General features: G+C 56.9%; 28 protein-coding genes and 4 pseudogenes. 16 read left to right on the top strand and 16 right to left on the bottom strand.

Translation table 11 applies throughout. The features are described 5' to 3' along the window. The 5 genes and pseudogenes from FHW77_RS24900 to FHW77_RS26880 all read left to right on the top strand — a co-directional run. The coding region (locus FHW77_RS24900) for a substrate-binding domain-containing protein (protein ID WP_182590912.1) at positions 1–427 on the top strand (427 nt) is incomplete at its 5' end. Positions 428–571: 144 nt separating this feature from the next. Next, positions 572–871 (top strand): hypothetical protein, encoded by a 300-nt coding sequence (locus tag FHW77_RS26890; protein ID WP_006699141.1) that lies wholly within the window; start codon positions 572–574, stop codon positions 869–871. Then, positions 871–1,301: pseudogene (locus tag FHW77_RS26885) on the top strand (type II toxin-antitoxin system VapC family toxin). The gene FHW77_RS26890 and the pseudogene FHW77_RS26885 overlap by 1 nt, the downstream one beginning before the upstream one ends. A 131-nt stretch (positions 1,302–1,432) precedes the next feature. Continuing rightward, positions 1,433–1,633, top strand: a complete 201-nt coding sequence (locus FHW77_RS24895) for a type II toxin-antitoxin system VapB family antitoxin (RefSeq protein ID WP_006699143.1) — start codon at positions 1,433–1,435, stop codon at positions 1,631–1,633. After that, the gene (locus tag FHW77_RS26880; protein WP_022557663.1) at positions 1,630–2,013 is read left to right on the top strand and encodes a type II toxin-antitoxin system VapC family toxin; all 384 of its coding nucleotides are present in this window, start codon (positions 1,630–1,632) and stop codon (positions 2,011–2,013) included. The genes FHW77_RS24895 and FHW77_RS26880 overlap by 4 nt, the downstream gene beginning before the upstream one ends. Before the next feature lie 129 nt (positions 2,014–2,142). Here FHW77_RS26880 and FHW77_RS24890 read toward each other — a convergent pair whose 3' ends face one another. Continuing rightward, positions 2,143–2,454 (bottom strand): type II toxin-antitoxin system RelE/ParE family toxin, encoded by a 312-nt coding sequence (locus FHW77_RS24890; protein ID WP_182590911.1) that lies wholly within the window; start codon positions 2,452–2,454, stop codon positions 2,143–2,145. Then, complete coding sequence (locus FHW77_RS24885; RefSeq protein ID WP_182590910.1) at positions 2,451–2,702, bottom strand: type II TA system antitoxin, ParD family; 252 nt, start codon at positions 2,700–2,702, stop codon at positions 2,451–2,453. Before FHW77_RS24885 ends, FHW77_RS24890 begins: the two co-directional genes overlap by 4 nt. 448 nt (positions 2,703–3,150) lie before the next feature. Between FHW77_RS24885 and FHW77_RS24880 the strand changes: the two genes are divergently transcribed. Further along, the gene (locus FHW77_RS24880; RefSeq protein ID WP_034499457.1) at positions 3,151–3,450 is read left to right on the top strand and encodes a hypothetical protein; all 300 of its coding nucleotides are present in this window, start codon (positions 3,151–3,153) and stop codon (positions 3,448–3,450) included. A 253-nt stretch (positions 3,451–3,703) separates the two neighbouring features. Here the strand turns inward: FHW77_RS24880 and FHW77_RS24875 are convergent, their stop codons facing one another. The 5 genes from FHW77_RS24875 to FHW77_RS24855 all read right to left on the bottom strand — a co-directional run bounded on the left by FHW77_RS24875 (position 3,704) and on the right by FHW77_RS24855 (position 8,819). After that, the gene (locus tag FHW77_RS24875; RefSeq protein ID WP_182590917.1) at positions 3,704–5,638 is read right to left on the bottom strand and encodes a methyl-accepting chemotaxis protein; all 1,935 of its coding nucleotides are present in this window, start codon (positions 5,636–5,638) and stop codon (positions 3,704–3,706) included. 574 nt (positions 5,639–6,212) lie between these two features. Continuing rightward, the gene (locus FHW77_RS24870; RefSeq protein WP_022557667.1) at positions 6,213–6,506 is read right to left on the bottom strand and encodes a type II toxin-antitoxin system RelE/ParE family toxin; all 294 of its coding nucleotides are present in this window, start codon (positions 6,504–6,506) and stop codon (positions 6,213–6,215) included. Further along, a complete protein-coding gene (locus FHW77_RS24865) occupies positions 6,503–6,811 on the bottom strand; it encodes a type II toxin-antitoxin system RelB/DinJ family antitoxin (RefSeq protein ID WP_113731410.1) in 309 nt (102 codons plus the stop codon). Before FHW77_RS24865 ends, FHW77_RS24870 begins: the two co-directional genes overlap by 4 nt. A 195-nt stretch (positions 6,812–7,006) precedes the next feature. Then, positions 7,007–8,236, bottom strand: a complete 1,230-nt coding sequence (locus FHW77_RS24860; RefSeq protein WP_034499453.1) for a type II toxin-antitoxin system HipA family toxin — start codon at positions 8,234–8,236, stop codon at positions 7,007–7,009. Next, a complete protein-coding gene (locus FHW77_RS24855; protein WP_022557670.1) occupies positions 8,229–8,819 on the bottom strand; it encodes a helix-turn-helix domain-containing protein in 591 nt (196 codons plus the stop codon). The genes FHW77_RS24860 and FHW77_RS24855 overlap by 8 nt, the downstream gene beginning before the upstream one ends. Positions 8,820–9,055: 236 nt before the next feature. Here FHW77_RS24855 and FHW77_RS24850 point away from each other — a divergent pair. From FHW77_RS24850 to FHW77_RS24840, 3 genes and pseudogenes are all read left to right on the top strand, one after another. Beyond that, positions 9,056–9,759: pseudogene (locus FHW77_RS24850) on the top strand (IS6 family transposase). Positions 9,760–9,820: 61 nt separating this feature from the next. Continuing rightward, positions 9,821–9,970: pseudogene (locus FHW77_RS24845) on the top strand (non-homologous end-joining DNA ligase); the annotation flags it as partial. 594 nt (positions 9,971–10,564) lie between these two features. Then, on the top strand, positions 10,565–11,458 hold the full coding sequence (locus tag FHW77_RS24840) for an alpha/beta fold hydrolase (RefSeq protein ID WP_182590909.1): 894 nt from the start codon (positions 10,565–10,567) through the stop codon (positions 11,456–11,458). A 109-nt stretch (positions 11,459–11,567) separates the two neighbouring features. On the opposite strand, the gene FHW77_RS24835 is transcribed toward FHW77_RS24840, so the two are convergent. Continuing rightward, complete coding sequence (locus FHW77_RS24835) at positions 11,568–12,002, bottom strand: cupin domain-containing protein (protein WP_182590908.1); 435 nt, start codon at positions 12,000–12,002, stop codon at positions 11,568–11,570. A 10-nt stretch (positions 12,003–12,012) separates the two neighbouring features. Further along, on the bottom strand, positions 12,013–12,822 hold the full coding sequence (locus FHW77_RS24830) for an SDR family NAD(P)-dependent oxidoreductase (protein ID WP_182590907.1): 810 nt from the start codon (positions 12,820–12,822) through the stop codon (positions 12,013–12,015). 445 nt (positions 12,823–13,267) lie between these two features. On the opposite strand from FHW77_RS24830, the gene FHW77_RS24825 reads away from it, so the two are divergent. Further along, positions 13,268–13,768, top strand: a complete 501-nt coding sequence (locus FHW77_RS24825) for a helix-turn-helix domain-containing protein (RefSeq protein ID WP_006699247.1) — start codon at positions 13,268–13,270, stop codon at positions 13,766–13,768. A 146-nt stretch (positions 13,769–13,914) separates the two neighbouring features. On the opposite strand, the gene FHW77_RS24820 is transcribed toward FHW77_RS24825, so the two are convergent. After that, a complete protein-coding gene (locus tag FHW77_RS24820) occupies positions 13,915–14,724 on the bottom strand; it encodes an SDR family NAD(P)-dependent oxidoreductase (RefSeq protein WP_182590906.1) in 810 nt (269 codons plus the stop codon). Positions 14,725–14,771: 47 nt separating this feature from the next. On the opposite strand from FHW77_RS24820, the gene FHW77_RS24815 reads away from it, so the two are divergent. Further along, entirely contained in the window at positions 14,772–15,152 is a 381-nt protein-coding gene (locus FHW77_RS24815; protein WP_182590905.1) for a winged helix-turn-helix transcriptional regulator, read from the top strand. A gap of 65 nt (positions 15,153–15,217) precedes the next feature. On the opposite strand, the gene FHW77_RS24810 is transcribed toward FHW77_RS24815, so the two are convergent. Further along, entirely contained in the window at positions 15,218–16,192 is a 975-nt protein-coding gene (locus FHW77_RS24810) for a quinone oxidoreductase family protein (protein WP_353618998.1), read from the bottom strand. A gap of 134 nt (positions 16,193–16,326) precedes the next feature. Here FHW77_RS24810 and FHW77_RS24805 point away from each other — a divergent pair, with 134 nt between their 5' ends. Continuing rightward, on the top strand, positions 16,327–17,247 hold the full coding sequence (locus FHW77_RS24805; protein ID WP_286086154.1) for a LysR substrate-binding domain-containing protein: 921 nt from the start codon (positions 16,327–16,329) through the stop codon (positions 17,245–17,247). A gap of 32 nt (positions 17,248–17,279) precedes the next feature. Here the strand turns inward: FHW77_RS24805 and FHW77_RS24800 are convergent, their stop codons facing one another. The 4 genes from FHW77_RS24800 to FHW77_RS24785 all read right to left on the bottom strand — a co-directional run bounded on the left by FHW77_RS24800 (position 17,280) and on the right by FHW77_RS24785 (position 21,463). Next, positions 17,280–18,815, bottom strand: a complete 1,536-nt coding sequence (locus FHW77_RS24800) for an FAD-dependent monooxygenase (protein ID WP_182590904.1) — start codon at positions 18,813–18,815, stop codon at positions 17,280–17,282. Between the two features lie 333 nt (positions 18,816–19,148). Next, positions 19,149–19,850 carry an SDR family NAD(P)-dependent oxidoreductase gene (locus FHW77_RS24795; protein ID WP_210277071.1) on the bottom strand — a complete coding sequence of 234 codons (702 nt, stop codon included), beginning with the start codon at positions 19,848–19,850 and terminating at the stop codon, positions 19,149–19,151. 15 nt (positions 19,851–19,865) lie between these two features. Next, positions 19,866–20,618, bottom strand: coding sequence for an SDR family NAD(P)-dependent oxidoreductase (locus FHW77_RS24790; protein WP_182590902.1), 753 nt, complete (start codon positions 20,616–20,618; stop codon positions 19,866–19,868). After that, positions 20,615–21,463 (bottom strand): oxidoreductase, encoded by an 849-nt coding sequence (locus tag FHW77_RS24785; protein WP_286086153.1) that lies wholly within the window; start codon positions 21,461–21,463, stop codon positions 20,615–20,617. The genes FHW77_RS24790 and FHW77_RS24785 overlap by 4 nt, the downstream gene beginning before the upstream one ends. A gap of 94 nt (positions 21,464–21,557) precedes the next feature. On the opposite strand from FHW77_RS24785, the gene FHW77_RS24780 reads away from it, so the two are divergent. Together FHW77_RS24780 and FHW77_RS26875 are read left to right on the top strand one after the other, a co-directional pair. After that, positions 21,558–22,466, top strand: a complete 909-nt coding sequence (locus FHW77_RS24780) for a LysR family transcriptional regulator (RefSeq protein ID WP_286086152.1) — start codon at positions 21,558–21,560, stop codon at positions 22,464–22,466. 156 nt (positions 22,467–22,622) lie between these two features. Beyond that, positions 22,623–22,942: pseudogene (locus tag FHW77_RS26875) on the top strand (Tn3 family transposase); the annotation flags it as partial. A 114-nt stretch (positions 22,943–23,056) separates the two neighbouring features. Here the strand turns inward: FHW77_RS26875 and FHW77_RS24775 are convergent. Continuing rightward, on the bottom strand, positions 23,057–23,710 hold the full coding sequence (locus FHW77_RS24775) for a TetR/AcrR family transcriptional regulator (RefSeq protein ID WP_286086151.1): 654 nt from the start codon (positions 23,708–23,710) through the stop codon (positions 23,057–23,059). Between the two features lie 357 nt (positions 23,711–24,067). Here FHW77_RS24775 and FHW77_RS24770 point away from each other — a divergent pair, with 357 nt between their 5' ends. Further along, a complete protein-coding gene (locus FHW77_RS24770) occupies positions 24,068–24,253 on the top strand; it encodes a hypothetical protein (protein WP_286086150.1) in 186 nt (61 codons plus the stop codon). Between the two features lie 137 nt (positions 24,254–24,390). Beyond that, positions 24,391–25,530, top strand: coding sequence for an epoxide hydrolase family protein (locus tag FHW77_RS24765; protein WP_182590900.1), 1,140 nt, complete (start codon positions 24,391–24,393; stop codon positions 25,528–25,530). Positions 25,531–25,628: the final 98 nt, after the last annotated feature.

Raw genomic sequence — 25,628 nt, 5'->3', positions numbered from 1 at the left:
AGAGCAACATGCCGATGCAAGACTGCATGTCCTGCGCTTTGACGAAGATGGAGGCTTTATCCCTGCGCTGCAAACTCTTCACACTGCAGGGATCGGGCCCACAGCTCTGTTCTGCGCTCACGATGGGCTGGCGCTGACCGCTGTTTCCGAGCTACTAGCACGTGGCTACCGCATACCAGACGATATGTCCGTTATCGGCTTCGGTGATTTTTCCGCCGCGACCCAAATATCTCCGCCACTGACGACCATCAGAGTACAAGGGGGGGAGATGGGCGCTACAGCGATGCGGCTATTGTTGGAACGCATTGAAACAAGAGGGCAGCCGGTCGTCGCAAAACGCATTCTTATCGCCTCGACCTTTATCGAGCGACGCTCATCGGGGCTTGCCCCTAGACATTCGAAATGGTTGACTCCCTTCGAGCGATGAAACAACCCGCTCTTGAAGGGTTACGGACCGAAGACACAGCTATTCTGACCAAATAAGATCGTCAATTACCCCACGACCATTCCTTGGGCGGCTTGCAGACACCTCAGCATCTGGCGATATTACTGGAAATATCCGGAGGGTACCATGGCTAGCTCGCAGACACGCGCAATTCAGAATTATCGAAGCCGCCTGGGCGACCGTGGTCTCGCTCGTTTTGAGGTTCTCGGGCGTGAGAGTGATCGCAGCTTAATTAGATCGCTTGCCCGCCGACTGGCCGAAGATGGCCCGGAGGCGGCCAATCTGCGCGCCTTCCTAAGCGAAACTGTCGCCGGAGAGCCGCCGAAAAAGGGTGGGATTCTCGCGGCACTCCGTCGATCGCCACTGGTTGGCGCAGAGCTAGACACAGCCCGATCACGCGAAGAAGGTCGCGAGATAGATTTTTAATGCGGGATTTGCTCGACACCAACATTCTAAGCAATATTACGAAACCAGAGCCTTCAGCGTCTTTGTTGACGTGGATGGCTGAACAGGTCGACGATGATTTGTTCATCGCATCACTCACTATCGCCGAGATACACCGTGGGATACTTGAGAAGCCGGCGGGGAAGAAGCGAGTGCGCTCGAAACCTGGTTTGGAAGCAAAGAGGGCCCGCAGTCACTCTTCGCTGGTCGAATTCTTTCATTTGACCAGAAGGCAGCTCTCGTGTGGGGAGAGATGATGGCACAAGGAAGGGCAACCGGCCGCCCGCGTAGTGCGTTGGACACGACCGTGGATGCAATCGCTCAATCGAACAACTGTGTTGTTGTCACCGACAATGAGCGAGATTTCCAGGGGATTGAGATCATCAACCCCCTCCGTACAAGCGCTATCTGAAACGATTGCTAGGGTTAAGCTCTTGAAGAGATCGAACCGGCGACTGCAATAGGCAAAAAAATGCGTGCTTGATGGGCGTAGATTTCTGCACCAATTGGTGCTATTTGCATATCAACGTTTCGGAGCTAGTTATGCGATCAACCATCAATCTCGACGACAGCCTTATGGAAAGAGCAAAGTCCCTAACGGGCACGAAGGAAACGGCGGCTCTTGTGCGTCAAGCACTAGAGACTTTGGTGCGAGTCGAGTCTGGCAAGCGGCTAATCGCTCTTGGAGGCACTATGCCTGAGGCTGAGGCAGCGCCTCGCCGCCGGAGCGAAGTGGGGAAGTGATCCTTGTCGACAGTTCAATCTGGATTGATCATTTCCGACACGGGGACCCGGAGCTCGTCAAAATCATCGGAGATGATCAGCTGCTTTGCCACCCTTTCGTTGTAGGTGAACTGGCCTTGGGTAGTCTGCGAGAACGGGATGCGGTATTAGCGTTTCTCACAGCTCAGCGTGAAGCAGTAGTTGCAACCCATGCAGAGGTGATGACAGTCATTGATCGCCATTCGATATTCAGCATGGGGATCGGCTATACTGATGCACATTTGTTGACTTCAACTCTCCTGGACCGTCGATCCAGCTTGTGGACGAGGGATAAGCGCCTAGCGGCCGCCGCGCGGAAGGTTGGGGCGGCGCTTTATCCCTCTCCGCATACTCCTCATTAGAAACGAAGTTACAAACCCTTGAGTGCAATTTCGCTCTTGATAGGATCTGAACTGACGGCCCCTTCTTTCACCCGCTCAATAACGACGATTTCGTCTGTCTTGCGCTCACATCTTGCCTCCGTCCAAACGTTATTCCTTCAGACGATCGACCAAACGCTTCATCAGATCCATTCGCTCGCGAAAAATCGCTACGATGCGGGCGGGCGCATCCTGTTGAGGCAGACAAAAGACGTAACGGTCCTGACATCGCGTCATCCTTAGCGCCGGATAAAGCGCACTCATATCCTTGAACAAACCTCTGTCCTCGGCAAGGTTTGCGATACCTCGCTCCAAACCTGAGACGTAGCGACGTACCTGCGCACCACCCCATTGCGTACGCGTGTAACGGATTACCGAACGTAGATCTGATTCCGCTTCCGCGGTAAGAATATAGGCAGTCAAGCACGACCCTCGGAAATCTCCTCGTCAAGGATCTCACTCACGGTTTTAGTCGACAGTCTTCCGGCAAGCCCCTCATTGACGCGGGTGTTCATCAATGCCTTCAGTTCCTCCCAGGCTCGCTCTGCGTCTGTGTCACCGGGGAAGAGGCGCTCAAGCACATACTGCTTTATTGTCTTGCCCTGCAATGCTGCCAGCGCCTTGAGGCTTTGATGTTGTTGGTCCGTTATGTCGATCGTCAATCGGCTCATCTGACGCACTCCTGAACTCAGAAAAGCCCACATTCACACATATGTAGCGTTGTGGCCACCGCCGATGCTTAACCGATGTCGCTTTGAGCGCTTTGCTATTTGGAAGACTCGAATCCCCTACATGCTCTGCTCGAGTGTCGGGGACCGACGATCATAATCACCCTTGTGTCTAACATGGCATCGGCAACACGTTGCTCGACGAGTCTTGGATGAGCATCACGGCCTTATTCCTCTCAATGACCGTTTGAAAATACATTGTTGACTAATTGAAAGTCAAAGTTTGACCATTTGAAATTCATTTGGCGGCTGATTGAAAATTGAGGTCCGAACTCGGTGGCACGAGGTAGGCGAGAGGTACGCAGGCACCGCCTGTCGCTAATCAATTATCCGAACTGATTTAGCTGAAACGCGCCGAGAGGATGGTCGAGAATGATGAGGAGGACAATTTGTGTTTACGCTGAACACGATGCTGAGCTTTACAATGGAAGAACCCAATGCCTTGAGCGGATATGAACCAGCGACCCTGCGGCGATTTTGGGTTTCAACGATTTTTTTTGAGCTGTTGCGAAATTTTTCCGGCGGACTTTTCTGTTCGCGAATCGAAGGCGCCGGCCTTCAGATTGGTCAGGCCAGTGCCAGCAAAGCGTGCCGCGCGCTGGACGATGTTTTTCGTGGTGAAAGGGGTGAAGACCCAGGAGGCTTTGGAAGGATGTTGACGAGACCAAAGCGTTTTTCAATAGCCATCTGACAAGTCCTGGACGCCCCTCTTCATGCCTTGTGTTGTCGGAATCCGGCAGTGGCCTCGCGGTCACAGCAACCTAGGTCGAGGCCGAGCTGCGGGATAGCATGCATCAGCTCGACATGAGGCGTCGGCTGTCAATGATTTTTGTCGAGGCTAACACGCATCGATCTGGCGGAAGTTGTGGCTCCCATGCTGCTCGTGACCGGGTTAGTAGTCGCCCGGTCACGATCACATGACATAACAGTCGAGTCCCCGGGCCTCAGAATTCCTCCCAGCTTTCAGCCGCGGCTGCGCGGCCTCCGATAGCTCCTGCTACTTTCGCAAGCATGCGGCGGGCAGGAGAAATGACAGGTTTGTGTTCGACTCTCACCGCCGTCGGCTTGCCGGTTTCAGCTCTTCCTTCCGCGCCGACGCGAAATTCAGATATGATCTCACGCAGGCGCTGCACCTCGCTGGCAAGAGACGCGCTGGCAGCCGTCGATTCTTCCACCATGGCCGCGTTTTGCTGCGTCACCTGATCCATCTGGTTCACGGCCGTGTTGACCTCGGCAAGACCAGTCGACTGCTCCTTGGCCGACGTTGATATGGCGTCGAGCTGCGTGTTGATCGAAACAACCTGCTCCTCGATCACCTTGAGCGCTTGGCCCGTTTCCTGAACCAGCTTTACACCCGCGCTGACTTCATCCACGGAGTTTCGGATGAGATCCTTGATCTCCTTCGCTGCTTGAGCCGACCGCTGAGCAAGCTCGCGCACCTCCTGAGCGACCACCGCAAAGCCCTTGCCCGCTTCCCCGGCCCGCGCAGCCTCGACACCGGCATTCAGCGCCAACAGGTTGGTCTGGAAGGCAATCTCATCGATGACACCGATAATGCTGGAGATCTGGTTCGACGACTGTTCGATGCGCTGCATGGCCATTACAGCATTCGAAACTACTTCGCCCGAGCGGCGCGCTGACTTGTTGGCCTCGATTGCCACATGACGTGCTTCTTCGGTGCGTTTGGAGGAGTTTGCAACGTTGGTGGTAATCTGGTCGAGAGCGGCTGCCGTTTCCTCAAGCGACGCGGCCTGCTGCTCGGTCCGTTTTGAGAGGTCTTCGGCACTCTGGCTGATTTCACGTGCTCCACTATCGATTGATCCTGTGGCGTTCGCGACAGATCGCAAGCTCTCTGCCAGTTGACTAACAGCTGCGTTGAAGTCAGACCTCAATGCCTCGAAATCTGTGGCAAAGGGTTCGTTCAGTCGGAAAGTCAGGTTCCCGCTCGACAGGTGCTTCAGACCCTCCGCAAGGCCTGACGTCGCCTGTGCCATCTGCTGGGCGCGCTCACGCTCAAGTTCCGCGACCCGCAATTGCTCCGCCTCGCTAGCGGAGCGCGTCGCGGCCGCTTCCTGTTCAAGCTCCCTTGCCCGCAGGCCGTTTTCCTTGAATACCTGGACGGCCCTCGCCATGCCGCCAACTTCATCGCGGCGATCCGTTCCATCGACGCCGGCGTTCAAATCCCCATTGGCGAGCACGTTCATGGTGACCGACATCCGCTGGATCGGACGTACCAACCAGGAACGGATAGCGAGGAAGCCGACCGCGAGAACGATGATCAAGCCGACGATGACAGCGGCGAGGGTCTTGGTAGCGGTGCTGCTGGCGTGCGCGGACAGCTCCTCACCCGTCTTCGCAGCACTATCAACGATTTCATTCGTCGCACCTGTAAACTTCGGAGTGAGCGCGCTGAAAGCCGGCTGACACTGGCTCAGAAACAATTGTTGTGACGCCGCAATGTCTTGCTCCGTCGTCGCGTTTCGCGCCGCCACAATGGTCGGGCCACACACCTCTTTCATGACCTTGAGGCCTTCGGCCTTGAGAAGAGCAATCTCGGCGTGCTGCGGGACAGCGCCAGCAACGGTGTCCATGTATTTCACAAAACCGGCTTCAGCATCCTTGATACCCTTTTCCGCCCGCTCGTTCAGGTCTGCCGAGCGCGACATCAACAGTTCCCCGATGGACGCTCGTGCTGCCTGGAGGTTGCGATTGGAGCGAGCCAAATACAAGGCGGCGGTTGATTCGCCTTCCATCAGGCCAGCATAGTCTTCGTCAACTCTGGCAATCTGGATCCCGGAATAAAGGGCGACCCCAAGCGAGAACAAGCCGAAGCATGCCATAATAATAAGAAATTTTCCGACGATAGAAATGTGTTTCATGTGCCGCTCTCGCAATAATTAACGTTTATCAGGAGGAACCACGAGCAATTCATTCGCCGGGTGTACCTATGATGGCAGACGCATGATGAAGATTCCGAATACACGAGAATTTTCTCCGAGACGTAATACCTGCTAAAGCGATCAAGATTACCGCTTCAATCTCAGCGACACGAAATATACGATAATAATGTTTTATATTCGTTAAGAATCACATCTACCTACCACCACCGGTTGCTCTCTAGGCCCAGTGACGCCTTCACCGCGGCGACGGTTGCTATGTCGCGCGCTTCTGAAGCGGTCGGCAGGAAAGCTGCTCGGCTTCTCGCTCAATCTTCGATCGTGATTTTTGCGGTCGAGTTGAGCTGCGGATCTCATTCGATAACGTTGCTCACGTCGCCACAATCTGATTGTCACCGTTGGTCTGTTCTGCAGATGGAACATACAATGCTCGAACGAAATATTCGCACTTGAGGTGTCTCCCGACGGGGCTGGCGACCGCCCGAACGGGACAACCTGTCGCGGTCTTGCTCTTGATGGGGATCGAACCGTCAACCCCCTACACAAACGTGGTCGATCAGCTTAGCGGCAGATTTTCTGGCCATTCTTGCGCGCCATGGAGTACGCGAAGAATTCGAACTGCCGTCTCGGCAACGGCGTAGGCGGCGATATAAGGCGTGCCATTGATGACGAGTTCGCGTGTCCCGGCAATTCGACCCACGCGCCCACTGGCAGGAAAATCGAGCAAGCGACGGGCGGCAGCGGCTATCCGTTCATCGATCAACACGGCAGCGGCGGGATTATCTGCCTCGACGTATGTGAAGATGGCGTCACGATCCGACAACGCAAAAGCAGACCAAGTAAGCTTCACGATTCTGGCACACCCGCTTTGAGGCGGGCTGCCGCTCGACGTTTGACAAAGTGCGCCTCGGCCTCGTCGTCCGATAAATCCGGTCGAGTATCGTTTAACGCTTCGAGCACCTTAGTCCGAAACCAACCGTCATGCGCCTCACTGCCGGATAAAAGTTCAAGAGGCAGAGCGCCCTCGTTAGCGGTCCGGGTGAGCATGATACGAACCGCATCAGATACCGTGAGGCCCATGCTTTCAAGGACGGCAGAAGCACGATCCCTGACTTCGGAATCAATACGTGTTTGTACGAGAGCGTTTGCGGCCATGGCTGTCTCCATATTCAAGGAGAATGTAATGCAAATGAATGACGCTTTCCAGCTAGAATTTCACGCTGTCATTCCCCGTTCACGATTCTCGTTTGCTCTTGATGGGATTCGAACCAACGGCCATCCTGTTTTGGATGGGCTAACGCCTTGAATATGCAGCAAGGCTTGATAAATTGAATGCCGAGCCGCAAGACACTACTTCGCGAACTCACGATACAGCTCGACCTTCGGTGCGTGCGTATCGATCGTGTCGGTGACCTTGGCGGCCATCGGCAGGTTTTTCTTTTCCGCCTCCCATACCGTTCTAAAGCGTTCAACCGTCTCGCGCGCGGTGTCGATCACCAGCTTCTCGGAAAGCTCCGCTTTCGCAGCCAGATGCGTCAGCTCATCCTTCGACAGCGCCGCCATCTTTTTTGTGCGGGAGAAATTGAGCGCCGCCGTATCTTCCCCCTCGATGTAAGGGATAGTCGACAACAAGTCATACGCTGGCGAGAGCGCAGGGGTGCGGCGATCAGGATAGATGAGCGAGCAGTTCTTCAGGTGCAAGTCGCCATTGCCGATTAGCGTGCTGAAGACTAGACGCCGGATGAATTCCGCCACGTCGGCCGTGCTGGTTTCGATCCCCAGCACGCGGCCGATCATCCGGTAATTGCCCCTATCGTATTTGTGGTCGGGAAAGACGCCGAAGACTTGCGCAAAGTCCTCGATATGCACCGCTCCCTCCGGCGTGCGGTCAAAACGCTTGATCGCCAGCGCCTGCCCATGCAGTTCACCCACCCCCTGAGGCAGGCCGCTCACGGCGTCGAGATCAACCAGCTGGAGCTCAGGCACGTCCATACCCATCATGCGGGCGATGGTCATCATCGCGAACTCATTCTCGGGCACGCCACTATATTGTTGAGACGGCAGCTTCACGATCCACGAGCCGCCCGTGCCCTCGGCCGGAATGGTCAAGCCGCCGCCCTTTTTGTCGTTTTTAAAGGCCGAGAACTTCAGCTGCACACCCGCCAGCGAAAAGCGCAGCGCGTTCGGCCGCGCTTCGACGATAGCCTGCTCGTCATCCGGAGGCGCGTCATCCCCTTTGGAGGGATGCACCGTCACAGCCCCAGGCAGGTCGCGGCCGAGCATCCAGAGCAGGAAGAATTCCCGCGACGGCTTCACACCCGCACGATCAGCGAGGTATTTGCGCAGCGGTCCTTCCGGCAGTAGGTTCGAGAAGAAGGGCGGGACCACCGTGTTGTACGGCCTGAACTTCGTGATGAGCGCCCCGAACGGGTCTTTCAGGGACAGGCTAAGCGTCGGCCGCTTTTCGTCTTCGATATATGCATCGTTGAACGCGAAGATGGTGCGCCCGTCCTGCAGATTCGTCAGGGTCGCAACCGGTTCCCCATACAGCCTGACATCGAGTACCGTGACCTTAGGCATTATCATCTTCCTCATCCAGCGCATAGGCCGAGCGAGGGACCGCGTCGTCACGGTCGCGGTGCACCGCGGCATTGCGTAGGTGTCTTACGGCATGTGCGATCCTGCTCAGTTCCTGACGGGACGGCGGATCAGCCTGCCACCGGTCGAGGCGTGCAGTCGCCTCATTGAATGTGTCCATCTCCTCGGCCGACAGAGGAAGATGCCGTAAGAGCGCGAGGCTATCTTTGAATGTATCTGCCTCGGAAGCACTACCGAACCCGTCCCTGTGCTGGGCAAACCACCGCTCAAGGCGCCCCACCAGCTTGCGCTGGTCGGATGTCAGGACATCACTCGATGCCGATGCGCTATCGAGGATATTGCGGATTGCCGGCATCAGTTTTTTCGGGGCAAGGACGATCTCGAGGTCGAGCGCGCGTGCCACATCCACCAAGCTGCCAAGTCCGGGCTCCATGGTGCCCCGTTCTATCTGAGAAATATGGCTTTGCGTCAGGCCCGATCGTGCGCTCAGCTCGCGCTGGCTCATTTTCTGCGCTTCGCGCGCAGCGCGCAACTGCTGCGTTATATGCTCTGTTTTATATGCCATATCATTATCCTGTATCGCTCGATGCGAAACATACAGGATAATATATAGAGGATTCTCAGGAGCGATGCAACGCCGATATACAAAACTGTATCAAATTGCTGACCTATACGGAATAATGTATCGTCTTGCAGTCTTAGGGCGTACAGTTACCCATCAGCTCCATTGGCAACCCATCAGTGCGCGCAGCGATGTCACGGTAACGTCTTGTGAGGAGCGACCGCGATCGACGCACGTTCATGAGTACTTCGCCAGTCAGCTACAAGCGCCATCATTTCCCAGCCCAAATCATCGCCCACGCGGTCTGGCTCTACTTTCGGTTTCCGCTGAGCCTGCGCCTTGTCAAAGAATTGCTGCTCGAGCGCGGCATTGCCGTCTCCCATGAAACGATCCGCCTCTGGGGAAAAAAGTTCGGCCCGGATTATGCGCGCCGCCTTCGCCGCAAGAAGCCCAGCGGCAACGATGTGTGGCACTCGGACGAGGTCGTCATCATCATTTCCGGCAGGAAACACTGGGTATGGCGGACCGTCGATCAGGACGGGTATGTGCTCGACGAAATCGTTCAGAACCGCCGCAACACCAAGGCTGCCAGACGATTGTTGACCCGTCTTCTGAAGAAGCAGGTATCGCACAGAAGCGGATGATCACTGACAAGTTGCGCTCCTATGGAGCAGCCCGACGGCAGGTCATGCCGCACGTCGAACACCGATCCCACAAAGGTTTAAACAACCGGGCCGAGAATTCGCATGTGCCACTGCGGAAACGGGAGCGGATGATGCAAGGCTTCCGATCACCGGGAGGTCTTCAGCGCTTCGTCTCTGCCTTCTCCGCTCTCCGTAACCTCTTCGTCCCGCCCCGCTCCCAACGCTCCGCATTCCAAAACCGCGTTCACCGCATCCAGGCGATCGTAGAGTGGAAAGCTGCGGCCGGAGCCATGGCCTGAGACCAATCAGAAAGGCAGAAGTCTCTCATGCATCCGATGTCAAGTTAAGGTGACATCGCCCCTCGAAGGCATCGTCGGCAAGCCTCTCATTCAGCCCTATCGCTCCGGCCGAACCGGCGATTGGGTGAAGATCAAATGCGTTGAGAGTGAAGCCTTCATGGTCGGCTACGAGCAATCGGCAGCATCGCCAACGGGCTTCGCATCTCTTATCAGCGGCGGCAAGGTTGTCGGTCGCTTCGACGGCGCAATCGACAATCCCAAAGCTGACGTCACGACGGCTGCCAGCTACGACCTTCTGGCGCGCCCGCAGCTCGCCGATGAAATCGAGGCCGCGTGATAAAGCGCTGACTTGTCCGTTGCGCGCCTCCTATTGTGGCGCGCGGAGGAGCCGTTCACAGACATCTAGCCGGGTTTGACTTCGTCCCGCCTTGGCTGGCCGCGACCCTACGGTGGGACGATCCACGCGGCCAGCAGACGTTAATGCATTAATTTGCGGTCCGGACGTCAAGATCTCGCGGGAAAAGCACCTGCTTCGGGCGCGCTGAGGCTTCCGTCCACAGTGACAAGGCCAACAATCCTTCCGGGTCGTCCCATCGAACGGTGCGTCACGATCGGCCCGCCGGACGGGCGAAACCACTCTGCAGCAAGAAGAATGATCAAGCGTCGGTTTCTACTCCACAGATGCGCCACCACTTGACAGGGCACCATAGCCGCCTCCCGGGAGCTTGCTCGAGGAAATTTACACTGTAGCCTAACGAGCACTCGATCGGGATTACCTACAACGAATTCGAGAAAGAGGATCTTCATGCGGACGGCCAATACCAGCACGCTAGAAATCGCATATTTCGAACATGGTTCTTCGGAAGGTTGGCCTGTGGTGGTGAGCCATGGGTTTCCATATGACATTCACGCTTATGACGAGGTTGCTCCTCGCCTGGCAGACGCAGGAGCGCGAGTGATCGTCCCTTACCTGCGCGGCTTTGGTCCAACGCGCTTTCTATCGCGCTCATCAATGCGCAGTGGCCAACAAGCCGCTCTTGGAAAGGATGTCATCGACCTGCTGGATGCTCTTGGCATCGAAAAGGCTGTCCTGGCGGGTTACGACTGGGGCGGTCTTGCCTCTTGTGTCGCATCAGTGTTGTGGCCGGAAAGAGTGGCTGGACTGGTGTCCTATGCTGGCTACGACATCATCGATGTAAAGCGTCTTGGCCATGCCTATCAGCCCAGCCTCGAACAGGCAGTCTGGTACCAACATCTGTTCCAGCACGAGCGCGGGCGTGAATGCCTGTCCCTGCATCGCCGCGATTTGTGCAAGATTCTCTGGAAGCAGTGGTCGCCGACGTGGGCATTCGACGACGAAACGTTCGACAGGACCGCAGCCTCGTTCGACAACCCTGATTTCGTTGACGTAGTTATCCACTCCTACCGTTTCGATTTCGGGACTGAACCGGGTGACCCAGCGCTTGCTGACCTGGAGACGCGACTAGCCAGCAAACCACCCATCACCGTTCCTTCGATCACCATTGACGGGACGCAAGACCCGCTGAAACCAGGCGGAACGGCGGATCATGCCCCCATGTTCAAAGCTCGACACGAGCATCGGGTCGTTGAGTGTGGGCACAATTTACCCTGGGAGGCACCACAGCAGTTTGCCGACGCTGTCATCACGGTTCACGCTTGGAGCGGGACAGTGTCCTAGACACTGCGTCGCTTGCGGCGGATGCATGAGCCGCGCCAACCAACGAGGCGCTGCTTCAGACGGCATTCAACACAGTGCCATCCGAGACAGATGCAAAGCTTGCATGGGCTCAGACCACTGGGCGTTCCCGTTGCGCGATGAAGGTTTCGGGTGTTCCGTCATCGCTGTTGACGAAGAAGATATCCTTCGGCTCCCGGCGTGGTGTGTCCACGGACAGAAATACGACCGGCTCCTCAATGATCTTCGGCAACGCATGAACCGTGCCCTTTTCGAAGAAGAGCAAATCTCCCGGTTTGAATTCCGCCTCAGTTGAAGGGTCTTCCATCCAGAAGGTCCCTCGGCCAGAGAGCACGTAGAGGTACTCGTCACAGCCGCGGTGAAAATGCGGGGGCGTTCCTCTGTAGACACGGAATACGCGTGAACTCGCCGCGGCTGTGTCGGTCAGATACTCGTCCATCAGAAGCGTATCGGCCGTCTGCGGGAATTTCGCGATGATCGACGCAAGATCGAAACGGGCCGAGCGCGCGTTTGTCTTCGTGGGCATGACAAACTCCTTACGCGGCCAGTTCGGATGCGCCGGCATAGCGCGGAGCCGGATGAACATTTGAAAGATGCGGCAGCATGATCTGACGGGCGGCTTCATATGCCTCCCATTCCGCACCGTCCTGGAGCGAAGGAATTGTCACCTTTTCCTGGCGGTCGAGGCCGAGAAGGGCGGAATCAACCAGATCCGCAGTGCTCATCAGCCACTCGCTCGGAAGGTTGCTGACGCCGACGCCCGCGACATCCCAGAATTCGGTCGATGTGGCGCCCGGCAATGCCGCCTGAGCACGGATGCCCTTGGAGGAAAGCTCATGCTGCAGCGACTGGGTGAAGGCCAGCATATATGCCTTTGTGCCGCCATAGACGCCGTTGAGCAGCTCCGGAGCGATCGCCACAATGGACGCAATGTTGATGATCGTGCCGCCACCTCGCTTGACCATGCCAGGCACGACGGCATAGGTCAGACGCGTTGGGGCTGTGACATTGGTGGCAATCATTTCGGCCATTTTGCCGATATCGCTCTCCAGAAGCGTGCCGGCGCCACCGAAGCCGGCATTGTTGACAAGAACAGAAATGCTCTCGTCGCCTGAGAAACGCGCCTCGAGCGTAGCGAGATCAGCGTCCTTGGTAAGATCGGCGGTCAGAACCGTTACCCTTGCATCGTGAGACTTGCGGATACGCTCGGCGACGGCCTCGAGCTTTTGCTTGTTTCTCGCGACCAGGATGACGTCGTAACCACGCTTCGCCAGCCGCTCCGCATAGGTCGCGCCGATACCAGAGGATGCGCCTGTGATGACCGCGGTCGTGTTTTCGGTGCTCATGTTTAAACTCCTTTCAGGGGCGATAAGAATGGCACCGGAAAGCTAGAGCGGATGCAGTTCGTGATATTTGACGATACATTCACTGCTCGTAAGGTGAAGATGGACCGCCTTGGCGAGCACAATCATCGAACTTACCGCCAAGTCGGGTTCCCACCCTGGAGGCATACTCGCATCATCCGGGCGCCCCCGTGAACCATATTGTTGTCGTCGTCAAAGTCACTTCGGTCGAGGTCTGCCTTCAGCCAAAGGAGATCGTGCATGGCCATAGAAATTTCGGTGGCCCGGTTCGGGATATGCAGATCCAAACCATCGAAAATAATGACTAACATCCTTGGCAGCGCCACCCCATCCAAAGGTTTGGGGTTGCGCCAACCTGAGTTCAATCGCCAAATCGAGGTACGCTAGGCAAAAAGAGATCATTGAGCTTAACCAAGGAGTTAACGAGATGATCGCTACCGCAAATATATCTTGGACAATCAATGCCGACGCCGTGCGCCCCAGCATCGCCACCGGTGTTCACCCATCAGCTGTGGATGCCGACATCGCCAAGGTGCCCGCCTTCTTCCCGGACGCGAGCACCGAAGTTGTTCGTGGCGGTCTCGCTCCATGGCAGTACAAGAAGGTGTTGAAGTTCATCGAAGAAAATCTTTCTGAAACGATCAGGATCGAGGAACTCGCAGATCTTGCCCGGTTGAGCTGCAGTCACTTTTCTCGTGCTTTTCGGGCAACGGCCGGCCAATCGCCTTACGACTATGTTCTAGGTCGCCGGATGGCTTTCGCTAAGCAATTGATGGCGCAGACAGACGCTTCCCTCAGCCAGATTGCCCTTGATTGCGGAATGTCGGATCAAGCTCATCTTTGCAAGGTGTTTCGCCGCACCTTTGGTACAACGCCAAACGCGTGGCGGAAGCCTCAGCGGACGGAAGAGAAACAAACGCTCCACTGATACATATCAGCGCGGGTCGGCGTCGGCATGTCGGCGCCGACACCTGGTCTCAGCAAGCCATTGATGGGCCGCCTTTAGTTGAAGACCGAGATTTGCCGATGCCTGCGGCATGGGGCCAACTTAGAGCCCTGCAGAAACAGCCTGCGTCACAGCCCTGGCCAAAGCCCACCGTCGAGCCTTAGGTTTGAGCCAGTGATGTAAGCTGCGCGTGGACTGGCAAGAAAAGCAACCGCGTCAGCAACTTCCTCTAGCGTCCCGACTCTGCGCACCGGAACGTCGGCGAATTGAGAAAGCACCCCTTGTTCGACCTCTGGCCAAGGCGCGTCTTGCGCAATCCCCTTCTGAACAGCAACTTTGCGAAAGGCCATTTCAAGGCTAGTGCTGTGGATCGTGCCCGGAGATACGGTATTCGCAGTAATCCCGTCCGCCGCGACATCTTTTGCTAGAGATGCTGTCATCGCTAGCATCGCGGCTTTTGCTGCGCCATAGTCTGGCCTTGCTGCCGGAGGCATCATGGCTGCAAGGCTGGAGATGTTGATCACACGTCCCCATCTCGCGACGCGCATCGCGGGTAACACGCGCGACGTGACCCTTACCGCAGCAATAACGTTCCGCTCATACCCGTCTATCCATGTGCGAGACTGCGTTGTGGCCCAATCTTCTTGCTCCCCTGACCCTCCGGCATTGTTAACGAGGATATCGATCGGCCTGACAAAGGCCTGTGCCTTTTCGACCAGACACTGGACGTCGTCTTCACAGGTCAAGTCACCGGTGACGACATGCGAGCGCCCGCCCTCAAGGCAGATCTCGTTCGCGACCTCTTCCGCTTTTGCTTTATCGCGCCCGTGGATGATGACGACTACACCTTCGCGCGCCAACCCGCGGGCTATTCCCTCACCTATCCCCTTGCTGCTACCCGTAACCAATGCGATCTTTCCGTCGAGATTCAAATTCATTCTAATCACTCCGACACTCAATCCGGAACCCACAAAGAAGGAAGTTGATGACTGAGGCAATTACGCACTTAAAAGTGCCCGTGAACGAACGTTCCGCCTGTCTCGGGCCGGATGGCTCCGTCGCCCATGTCAGTCGTATTCTGGCAATACTGACCGGGAGGTGGAAGCTGCAGATTCTGTTTCGCCTGTTCGCTAGCCCATCGCTGCGTAGTTCCCAATTTTTACGAGAATTGTACGGCATATCGCAGAAAGTACTTACACAGCACCTGCGGGATCTTGAAGCCGACGGTCTGGTCGAGCGGCGAGACTTCTATGAGCAGCCTCCACATGTTGAATATCACCTGACCCGCGCGGGTCATCAGCTCATGCCGGTCCTGCTTGCGATGAGGGAGTATTCACGAGATCATCCGGCTGTCGACCAGAGGTGAACTCTCACCCTTCTGCGGGATCCCAAGTATGGGCCGTAATCTCATTTCCGTGTATTTACGTTCGGCTAAGGGGCCATGATGACCCGGCCAAGTGGCTTCGCTTTCTCGGCAAAATCGTGCGCATCTCGCGCCTGCGAAAGGGAGAACGTCCTTGCGATTATGACCTGAATCTCTCCCCTCCCGAGAGCGATCAAAAGGTCGTCGATTGTCGAGCGGACATGATAGCGCTCCAGAAGCTGCCCCATGAACACGCCGTATAAGGTTTGGTTCGATTGCACGGCGGGCCACAGATCCACTGAGAGATCGCTGCCGCCCGCGTTGCCGACAAAGACGAGACGGCCTTCGTTGGCCGTTGTCGCAAGCGATATGGGCAAAGTGGCACCGACAGGATCAATCACCAGATCAACGCCTTTCCCTGTCGTAATCTGTCGTACCGCTTCAACGATATCGCCGGAGCAGCGATCAATGACGTGGTCCGCACCGAGAGAGGAAAGGCCTTCCAGCCGCCGCTCGCCGCTGGAAACGGCAATCACCCTTGCTCCGGCTCGAGCTGCGAGTTGCACTGCTGCAAGCCCGACACCTCCGGCCGCTGCCTGTATGAGGACCGTCTCCCCGGAACGAAGACCGCCTTTGGCAAAAAGGCAATGGTGAGCTGTACCAAACGATACAGGCACGACTGCAGCGGACGCTGCATCTACGCCCGATGGCACGATCCAGGTGCGGTTTGCCGGAACTGCCCAAAGTTCGGCATGCGAGCCTTGCATGTTGAAGGCCGTGACCTCGTCGCCGACTTCGCGGTTGCGGACGTTGGAGCCGATCTCCACGACCCGTCCTGAGGCCGCGTACCCGACAATCCACGGCAAGCAAGCAGGAGGAACCACTCGGCGATTGATCAGGTCACCGCCTTCAATCGAAATTGCAGTTGTTGCAATCAGAACATCGTCGGGACCAATCTTGGGGTCGGCAACTTCCCGGTACTTCAACACGTCAGGAGCCCCCGGCTCGTCGTACACAGCTGCTTTCATGGTCTTATCCTTCAACCAAATTCATAGTCGTCTCACGATGATGCCGGCTCCACCCTGCTTCTCCATCAGACTTCCCAGAAAAGATAGACGCCCGACCGGGTATGGATAAACTGCCATGCTTCGAATGAACTTAGAGATGAGATCGATAAATGGACCGGATGATCCTACGCGATTTAGCGGTTTTCGAAGTGGTTGCACGCTGTCGAAGCTTTACACAGGCCGCCTCGGAACTGGGAATAAAACAATCTACCCTTAGCTATACGGTCAGCCAGCTGGAGAAGAAGATAGGGGTCCCGCTGCTCGCGAGAACCACTCGGAGCGTCGCCCCGACCGACCCTGGGCGGCGCTTGCTGGAAATCCTCGGCCCGGCGATGCGTGATCTGGCAGAGGAAATGCAGTCCTTACAGGAGGAAGGGGCGACGGTAACAGGCGCCGTCCGCGTGACAACGATCCCAGTCGCGTTTGAGAGCATTATTCGCCCGATGCTGTCGAGCTTCTGTCAGCGCTATCCTCATGTTGTGATCGAAATTTCCACGAACGAGGGACTGGATGATGTGGTGGCGCAGGGGTTCGATGGCGGGATCCGCTTTGGCAACCTTATCGACAAGGACATGGTGGCGCTTTCTTTGACCGCAACAACCCCTGTCGTCATTGTCGGTGCGCCGTCTTATTTCGAGAAATACCCCGTGCCGATCAACCCAGAAGATCTAATCACCCATCGCACCGTATCATACCGGTACGTTAGCTCTTCGCGGCTCCTGCGATGGCCGTTTGCAAAAGGGCACCAGAAGATGGACTACAAAGTTGCTCCCTCTTTGATATTTGACGACGGCGAGGCGATCAGAAATGTGGTGATAGACGGGCTAGGTCTCGGCCTTCTGCTTCGCTCCCAGGTGGCCGCCGATCTCGAAGCCGGCAAACTGGTGCAGGTCCTTGACGACTGGGTCGCCGATTTGCCGGGATTCAGCCTGTTTTACCCGAGCCGGCGAAGGATCTCGCCCGCGTTTCGGGCCTTCATCGACCATGTGAAGGAGACCTGCAAAGCGAGGAATTCGGTCGTGCCTCGTTAAAAGCCTATGACCACTTTGTAATCGCGAACAAATCATCGAGCCGTCCTAAACCAGCGCGACGCGGCTTGGACAAAGCTTTCGTCGTCTTCTGCCGCGACCCACGCCACATAGCCGTCCGGTCGCACAAGAACGGCCGACAGACCAAGTCGTTCTTTAACGTCGCTTGCGATGTATATGAACTGCTCGCCGAATAGATTTCGATACTCTGGCAACGGAGAATGAGCATCGAAGTCTAGTAATACACCCTTGCCGCCTCTTAAGTATTCGCCGAGTCTCGTCCCATCGACAAGCTCGAAGTCGGGAGCGCTGCAGCCAACCAGGGGGTGGTCGCCGCAACCAAAATTATAGCGAAGGCGCGTTCCCCACACCCGTTCAGCGAAGTAGGTGGCACCGCCGGTCGTGTCGATAAGATCACGAAAGATGGCCTTGAGCGCCCTTGAACTTCGGCTGGGCCTCATAATGGCCACCTGCGCGCGCGACCAATCAAGGACTTGAGCTCCGACCGGGTGTCTTTCAACGGTGTAACTGTCCAGCAAGCCATCGGGGGCTTGGCCGCGAATGGTCGATGCCAGCTTCCACCCGAGGTTCATTGCATCCCCAAGCCCAAGATTGAGCCCCTGGCCACCCAACGGTGAATGGATATGCGCCGCATCACCCGCCAGCAGTACCCTCCCTTTTCGGTATGTCGTCGCCTGGAAGGCACGGTCGGTCCATGTTGTTGCCTGATGTAGAGCCGTGAGAGTGACTTTCGTGCGGGAAACATGCCGCAATACCTTCTGCACATGGTCGATCGTGATTGGTTTTGTGCGGTGAAAAACACCGCCATCAAAATCGACCATCGAAATCGTGCCGGGTTTTTGATACGTGAACATGCCTGTGGTCGTGTAGTAGCGACCTGTTGCAAGTGCGTCGGGATCAGCGATGTCGATCTGCACGGAATAGCCGGTGAATTCCGGATCGGTTCCAACGAATTCGAATCCGGCAGATTTCCGCACCGTGCTCCTCCCGCCATCGCAGCCGACAAGCCAGAGCCCTTGCAAAACCTCTCCACCAACGTGAACAGTCACCTCCGTGCTCGACTGTTCAAAATATTGGACCCGAATGCCGCGCCTTATCTCGACACCCATCGCATCCGCACGAGAGGCGAGAACGGTTTCTACGGTCGCCACTGTGGTTGCTATGTTCGTAGCGACGGAACCAGGCAGGCGATACTGCCACTGGCCAACGTCGATTTTGTCATGGAAAAACTGGATGCCTGCAAAATGCCCCGCAGGTCGACGCGCATTGTTCTCCCAATACGGCGCAGCGCTTTCTTCGTGCGGATTTATTTTCGAGCGATTCGACATGCTGAGATCGCTCAGCATCCCTCGACGATAGAAAGCTTCGATGGCCGGCGCGGAAAGACCACGCATTCCAAACGGGAGTTCCTTTAGCGGGGCACCAGGGTCTTCTGCCTGTTCCAGTACCAGAACCGACACGCCCGCGAGCCGAAGCTCGCACGCGAGAAAAAGGCCGACGGGACCTGCGCCGGCAATCACCACATCATAAGTAGAAGGAAGGTCTTTCATAATCTGCTCCAAAACTGTCGTTCGACCGGAGCAGTTCGTCGTTTGAGAACCACACGGACGACCAAAGGGACGCCGTTCAGCGTCCGTTGCTCGTCGTGGGACTCATGCGTTACGCAAGGACAGAGCTTTCGTTTCAGAAAGGACTTGGGCTAGACCACACCAAATCTGCCTTTTTCGACAATCAATTTTTAGCATCGCCGGGAGCAAAGCGCAATGCCTCGTATCGCGGCCTTGGCAAACGTACCTGCGATGAACGTAATGTGTGAAAACCTCTGGCGTGTTACACCTTCTGTTGCTTCCGTTGGACGCGGTGGGGCAAAACACCTCGGAGTCTCACCAATCGAGACGATTGTCTTGGTAGTCGAGGTAGAGATTTGCGCCGGAGCCCATATGCTTTTCGACTACATCGGCAACACCGCGTACGCTGGGTCCGAGCGAAATCTCGGCCTTCACCGTGCCGCCAAGCGTGCCCATGGCAGTGTCGACCCAGCCCGGGTGTATGGACAGCACAGTTAATGCCCGATTTTCCGCATAGATCCCCCGCGCGAGCATGTTCGACGCCACCTTGCTTGCCCGGTAAAGTTCGAGCCCACCCTCGACGTTGATCGCAATACTGCCGCGGTGCGAAGACATGAACGCCAGCGTGCCGCCTGGCATGACGAGTTGGTTGAGAAGATGGCGGGCGAGCCTGATCGGCCCGAATGTATTTGTCAGCATGATCTGGGAGAATTCCTCGTTTGTCGCCTCCAGAACGCTTTGATGCTCAGCACCCCAGATTTCGGCGTTCATGAAGACAACATCGAACAGACGATCCCCGAGCGACGCCAGAAACGGCGCGATATGTGCGGCGTCGGTCACGTCTATGGTTGCAACGGTCAGGCGATCGGGGTCGGTCGCGCCCACTCTCCTGAGCTCATCAATGTCGGTGCCTGGTCGAGCCGTCCCCACGACGTTCCAGCCACGGTTGAAAAACTGCTCGGCAAGGCCAAGTCCCAGGCCGCGTTCGGCGGCCACGATCAGAATTGATTTTGTCATCACGTTTACCTTCCCCTAAAGAGCCGTGTAGCCGCCGTCCGCCATCACGAGAGCACCCGTTATGAAGGACGATGCAGGCGAGGCCAGAAATGCGATCACCTCGGCTATATCGATTGGCTGTGCGACCCGTCCGATTGGATGGGCGCCACCATAACTCGCAAGCGTGGCCTTGCTGTCCTCGACAATCCCTTCGAGAATGTCGGTTTCAACGACGCCAGGGGCGACCGCATTAGCGCGGATGCCGCGATCACCGTACTCGACCGCAACAACCTTCGTGAGTTGGGTAATGGCGCCTTTTGACGCGGCATAGACGGCTGTATCTTTCATGCCGACCGCAGAGACGATTGACGCGACATTGACGATCGCGCCGCCGCCCATGCCGATCATTGCCCTTACCGCTTCCCGCGAATGCAGGAAATTTCCGCGGGCATTGATCGCCATGATGGCATCCCAGTCGGCAGCGCTCATATCGATCAGAGGCTTGTTCATTGTCCGTCCGGCATTGTTGACGAGTATATCGATGCTCCCGAAGCGCTGGAGTGAGAGCGCGATGGTTCCGACCGCGGTCGCTTCCTCCGATACATCACCGCAGAACGTTGCGATGTCGTCTCCAGCGAGCTCTTTCACCACTGGATTGATATCGCTGACGACAATGCGTGCACCTCTCGATCGCAGCAGCCTCACCGATTCCAGCCCGATCCCGCGTGCCGCACCTGTAACGACGGCGACCTTTCCGGAAAGATTCCATCCTTGGGGTATGGTCCTCATTTTCCGTCCTCCGGATAATCCGTGCTGAGGGTCGTCGTTTCCCAGGCATCGATTTCGTCTACGGTTTGATCGAGCTTGGTGCGCATACGACGCAAGGCATCGCTACCCAGCAGCAGGTGAAGCGGTGGATTTTCGGACCGAACCAGAGCCATGATCGCATTTGCGGCACGTTGCGGATCACCCAATTGATGCCCGGCTGCCGCGTTGAAGGCCACATCGCTCTTTCCGATTGTTCCGGCATAGGCTTTATGCGCCGTGCCACTCCTTTGTATCGAATGTGCCGACAGGAAGTCTGTCCTGAACGCGCCAGGCGCGACTGCCGTCACTTTGATGCCAAGGGAAGCGACTTCTGGAGAAAGCGCAGCTGACAGGCCCTCTAGGGCTGCTTTGGCAGCCGAATACAATGCAGATCCAGTGGAGGGAGCTCTGCCGGCGATCGATGTGATGTTGATGATATGCCCCGATCCCTGCTTGCGGAGATAAGGCAGGGCGCCCCGGATTATCCGGAACGGCGCAAAGACGTGGACGGCAAAAAGCCGTTCCACTTCTGCATCGGTCGCATGTTCAAGGGCACCGAGCAGACCATATCCCGCATTGTTGACGATGACATCGATCTGGCCGAGGCGCTTAAAGGCTTCTTCAACCGCAGTTTCGGTCGCGGCACTATCGGTGAGATCGACGTTTAGAACATGCAGGGTACCTGTCTCATTGTCGAACGAAATGGAACCAGTCCTGACCGTTCCGACAACGGTGTCGCCCTGCGCGAGCGCTGCCCTTGCCAAGGCGTTGCCCAGTCCACGCGAGATACCTGTGATAAGCCAAGTCTTCATCTTTTGCTCCTTCAAATGATGGTGCAAAGATGGAGTGTCGCGTATAGCTTGATAATACGCTATAAAATTACAGAAGCTGTTAGCTCAGCTAAAGAAGATGAGGTATATCTTGGGCCCCCTTCTAAACGGTCAGGATTACAATCAGCTTCGCGCCTTTATCGTCGTGGCGGAACAGTTGAGTTTCAGCCGAGCAGCCGACCAGCTCGGGGTTTCGCCCTCTGCCCTAAGCCAGATGGTTCGCAACCTTGAAGATCACCTCGGCATGCGGTTGCTTCATCGTACCACTCGAAACGTGTCTTTGACCGAAGTGGGCGAGAACCTTTTTCAGCGCGCTCGGATCGCGGCGCTCGACCTTGGCGGCGCGGTGGCGCAGGTTAAGCAGGCGGGCGAAAAGCCCGCTGGAACCGTTCGGGTGCACACATTCCGATCGGCGGCGCACAAGCACATCGATCCGATCCTGAAAGACTTTACCGATCGCTATCCTGAGATTGTCCTTGATATAACGCTGGACGACGAGGTGATCGATATCGTCGCCGCTCGTTACGACGTCGCGCTCCGGATCGGTGAGGTAATCGAGAAGGACATGGTTGGGGTCCGCCTCGGGCCAGAGCTAAGGCAGATTGCCGTCGCAGCGCCCGACTATCTGAAGCTCCACGGACAGCCAAGGCATCCGCGAGACCTCGTAAATCATCGCTGTATCCGGTGGCGGTGGCCGGGTCGGGCGACACCCTACGCCTGGGAGTTCTTCGAAAACGAAGCTTGGTTCAGTGTAACCGTTGATGGCCCTCTCATCTTCAGCGACAAGGAGAGCGCCCTGAGCGCGACGCTTAAAGGGATCGGGATCGGCTTCCCAGTTGAAGACACCGTAGCAGATCATATCGCCGCAGGGCGACTAGTCCCGCTGCTTCAGTCATGGTCAGCGCCCTTCCCAGGGCTGTTTATTTGCTATCCGCAGCAGCGCCAGATGTCTCCAGCCTTACGTGCCTTTATCGACGCCTTGCGGACTGGCGTTTCGTGAAGAGGGCAAACCTTCGCTTCATGCGGATATCCAGCCTATTGGAATTAAGTTCGCGCCTAGTCAGCCGGTAGCGCGAAGATCGGAAATAAGGCGATAGTCGCTCTTGAACCATTGAACTTACAACTCGCTGCTTCAATGGGTATGTCGATCAGCTAGACGAACTTTCATTCGCTGCGTTCAACGCCAGAAGCGCCGGCTGTGTCGAACCTCGCGACGCTGACCGAGCGGATAGCTTTTCTCCGTCGGGTGGAGGTTCGCCGGGACTGCAGGCGCATGTATCGTCCAAACGGTGGAACAAGATGATCCGGGAGCGCAAAGCCGGCCTGGCTTGCCAACGAATTCAACGCCAGCCGTCGCCACGCTCTGATAGGGGCTCAAGTCATCAAGCTCGCCAGAAGCTTACGGTCGATGCTGTCACGATGTTCATCAAGCTGATGTTGTTCTCACAAGCTGCGGCGGGTCGCCTAAGTTCCCATTCAGTTTCGGCCTTCAGCGCACGATTTCGGACTGCTCTTGTTCCGACTCCTTGAAGCCCCTTACCCAGCCATTGTTTCAATCGCATGGGATCGGGCCTCGCCGCGCAGGTAAAATCAATTGGCGGTGATGTTGTCCCAGCCGGAAATCGCAATTTCCGCCACATCGTGCAGCTCGGCGCGGTCCGCTCCATCCCGGGCACGGATCGCCATGCCGCTTTGGACTGTCTGCACGAACCTCGCCAGTTTGGTGGTGTCCGCCGTAGCCTTTAGATCACCATCGTTCTTCGCTCGATCGAAGCGCGTTTTGAGCAGATCGAAACCGCCTGCACGAGTGGCTCGCATGAGTTCGCCGAGTTCTGAGTGCCCTTCGCTTTCCACGGTCGCGAGCGTTGACATGCACCCGTGGGGTAGATCGAGATCTCCACCGGTCATGGCGGTCGCGGAATCTTGGAGATAGTGCAGCGCGGCCTGCCTCCCTGTCGAAGCAGCCTTGAAGCGGGTCCACACCATCCCCTCGTAGGTCGTATAATAGTATCGGAGGGCCTCGGCATACAGTGCATCCTTCGAACCGAAGGCCGCATAAAGGCTCTTGGTTCCTATCCCCATTGCCTCCGTCAGGTCGGCGATCGAGGTCGCTTCGTATCCCCTCATCCAGAACAGCCGTGTCGCCGCGGCAAGCGCAGCCTGGCGATCAAACTCCCGCGGCCGCCCGCGTGCAGCACGCATTGATGGTGCGTTCACTTGAGGCATCGAAACTTTATTTTGCATCGATCACTGTATAAATAAATTGACGGTGGTTTGCAATGCCGCTACCTATTTGTGCATCGATCGCTGCATAATATGGGACATAATGGATTTGTACGGAAAGCGCACTTGTGAATGGCTGTTCGAGGAGAATATGGCAGCCCCTCGCAAAACAGTCGCGACTACGTGCGCATCTTTGGCTTCAACCGGCGCGTCGTGCCAGCCGACTGCCCAACTCAGCCCGAGCTGCCCTGCTCTGTGTGTTCCTGAGTGGGATATCGGACCGATCTCGATCGGTGGCCGGCTCACGCAGTTTCCTAGCCGCCCGCTACCGGCAAAAAATTTCGTCAAGTTTCCCTAAACCTTCTTCGGAGAGCTGTCATGTCCACCAACCCTATCGATATCGCCACTACTTTCTTCGGCCACTGGAGTGCAAATCGCATTGAGGACGCACTTGCGATGCTGTCGGATGACGTCCTCTATGACAACGTGCCGCTGCCCAACATTGGAACCGCGGCGGTACTGTTCTTGCGGCACGCCGGGCTCGAAGGCGAGGTGCTTTGGTGACCGACGGAGCCGTACCTATCTTCCCGGCGATCGCCTACGCAGGCCCCCTCGTAACCTAGATATCGAAGAAATGGCGCGATGTTTCTAGGAATTCGCAGCACTAGAGCGGATTTCTTTCAGTCTAAGCGGAGAACATCATGATTTCACCTTACACGATCAACATCCCGGACGGACGGCTTGCCACGATCAGAGCCAAGGTCGAGGCCTATGACTGGAGCGAGCTGCCGGATGCGGGAGGCTGGTCAGCGGGGGTTGGGGTTGAAGACCTCAGGCGGCTTGTCGCGTATTGGCGGGACAGGTACGACTGGCGTACGGTCGAGCGGCGCCTCAACGCACTCCCCAATTTCATCGCCGACGTGGAAGGCGAGCACATCCACTTCGTGCATGTGAAGGGCGACGGCTCCAAGCCGCCCGTCCTGCTTCTCCATGGCTGGCCGGGCTCGTATCTCGAATTCGAGCGGCTCTGGGGGCCGCTTGCAGCGGACGGGCACGACGTTGTCGTCCCCTCGCTTCCTGGCTTCGCGTTCTCAACCCCGATCACGGCCCCGATCGGCCCACGGCGGGCTGCTGCGCTCCTGCACGGGCTGATGATCCAACTGTTCGGCGAGGCGCAGTATTTCATTCAAGGTGGCGATTGGGGCCACGCCCTCGCGGTCTGGGCAGCGAATGATCGACCGGATGCTCTGCTCGGCATTCATATCAACATGATGACCGTGCGTGCGGAGGATACCGCTCCGACGACCGACCAGGAGAAGTCCTTCGCCACCAAGCGGGCCGCGATTGCCGATCGGGAGAGCGCATACTTTCATGAGCAGGCAACCCGTCCGCAAACGCTCGGCGTCGCGATGGCCGACAGCCCGGTCGGAGCGGCGGGCTGGATACTCGAAAAGTTCGGCAAGTGGGCCGATCTTCCGACAACCGCCGATGGCGCCCCAGACATCTGGAGCAAGTTTTCCGAGGAGGAACTTCTCACCAACATCATGCTCTACATCGCGCCGGCATCATTCGTAACTGCAACCTGGATCTACTACGGCAGCCGGCTTGAAGAGTCGCGGATGCTTCCGGCCGGCACCCGCATCCAGGTGCCGACCGGCTTTGCGGCCTTCCCCGATCCGGTATTCTTGCCGCCGCCGCGCTCGTTCGCGGAGAAGACCTACAACATCTTGCATTGGACCGACATGCCGCGGGGCGGGCATTTCGCCGCGATGGAAGAGCCGGAACTGATGCTGGCCGATCTGCGCACGTTTATCGCGACGGTATCGGCAGCGCGCGCCTGAAGGTGGATATTTCCATATCCGAAGCACTTTGCGTGAGGGCTGGCGGTGCAGGCTTCAATGCCCTGCGTTGTCACGACCGCATCGGTGCAGACCTGCTT

It is taken from the genome of Agrobacterium sp. RC10-4-1 (assembly GCF_014138475.1).
Taxonomy (GTDB): Bacteria; Pseudomonadota; Alphaproteobacteria; order Rhizobiales; family Rhizobiaceae; genus Agrobacterium; species Agrobacterium pusense.
This window is presented reverse-complemented; position numbering and strand designations above follow the sequence as displayed.

Bases quoted from the DNA above. Each gene is read 5' to 3' on its own strand.
- FHW77_RS24885 (WP_182590910.1), bottom strand. From the start codon at position 2,702: ATGAGCCGATTGACGATCGACATAACGGACCAACAACATCAAAGCCTC.
- FHW77_RS24790 (WP_182590902.1), bottom strand. From the start codon at position 20,618: ATGAGGACCATACCCCAAGGATGGAATCTTTCCGGAAAGGTCGCCGTC.
- FHW77_RS24775 (WP_286086151.1), bottom strand. From the start codon at position 23,710: ATGCAAAATAAAGTTTCGATGCCTCAAGTGAACGCACCATCAATGCGT.
- FHW77_RS24865 (WP_113731410.1), bottom strand. From the start codon at position 6,811: ATGGCCGCAAACGCTCTCGTACAAACACGTATTGATTCCGAAGTCAGG.
- FHW77_RS24795 (WP_210277071.1), bottom strand. From the start codon at position 19,850: ATGACAAAATCAATTCTGATCGTGGCCGCCGAACGCGGCCTGGGACTT.
- FHW77_RS24765 (WP_182590900.1), top strand. From the start codon at position 24,391: ATGATTTCACCTTACACGATCAACATCCCGGACGGACGGCTTGCCACG.
- FHW77_RS24840 (WP_182590909.1), top strand. From the start codon at position 10,565: ATGCGGACGGCCAATACCAGCACGCTAGAAATCGCATATTTCGAACAT.
- FHW77_RS24875 (WP_182590917.1), bottom strand. From the start codon at position 5,638: ATGAAACACATTTCTATCGTCGGAAAATTTCTTATTATTATGGCATGC.
- FHW77_RS24820 (WP_182590906.1), bottom strand. From the start codon at position 14,724: ATGAATTTGAATCTCGACGGAAAGATCGCATTGGTTACGGGTAGCAGC.
- FHW77_RS24860 (WP_034499453.1), bottom strand. From the start codon at position 8,236: ATGCCTAAGGTCACGGTACTCGATGTCAGGCTGTATGGGGAACCGGTT.
- FHW77_RS24800 (WP_182590904.1), bottom strand. From the start codon at position 18,815: ATGAAAGACCTTCCTTCTACTTATGATGTGGTGATTGCCGGCGCAGGT.
- FHW77_RS26890 (WP_006699141.1), top strand. From the start codon at position 572: ATGGCTAGCTCGCAGACACGCGCAATTCAGAATTATCGAAGCCGCCTG.
- FHW77_RS24770 (WP_286086150.1), top strand. From the start codon at position 24,068: ATGTCCACCAACCCTATCGATATCGCCACTACTTTCTTCGGCCACTGG.
- FHW77_RS24825 (WP_006699247.1), top strand. From the start codon at position 13,268: ATGATCGCTACCGCAAATATATCTTGGACAATCAATGCCGACGCCGTG.
- FHW77_RS24830 (WP_182590907.1), bottom strand. From the start codon at position 12,822: ATGAGCACCGAAAACACGACCGCGGTCATCACAGGCGCATCCTCTGGT.
- FHW77_RS24855 (WP_022557670.1), bottom strand. From the start codon at position 8,819: ATGGCATATAAAACAGAGCATATAACGCAGCAGTTGCGCGCTGCGCGC.
- FHW77_RS24805 (WP_286086154.1), top strand. From the start codon at position 16,327: ATGGACCGGATGATCCTACGCGATTTAGCGGTTTTCGAAGTGGTTGCA.
- FHW77_RS24815 (WP_182590905.1), top strand. From the start codon at position 14,772: ATGACTGAGGCAATTACGCACTTAAAAGTGCCCGTGAACGAACGTTCC.
- FHW77_RS24835 (WP_182590908.1), bottom strand. From the start codon at position 12,002: ATGCCCACGAAGACAAACGCGCGCTCGGCCCGTTTCGATCTTGCGTCG.
- FHW77_RS24895 (WP_006699143.1), top strand. From the start codon at position 1,433: ATGCGATCAACCATCAATCTCGACGACAGCCTTATGGAAAGAGCAAAG.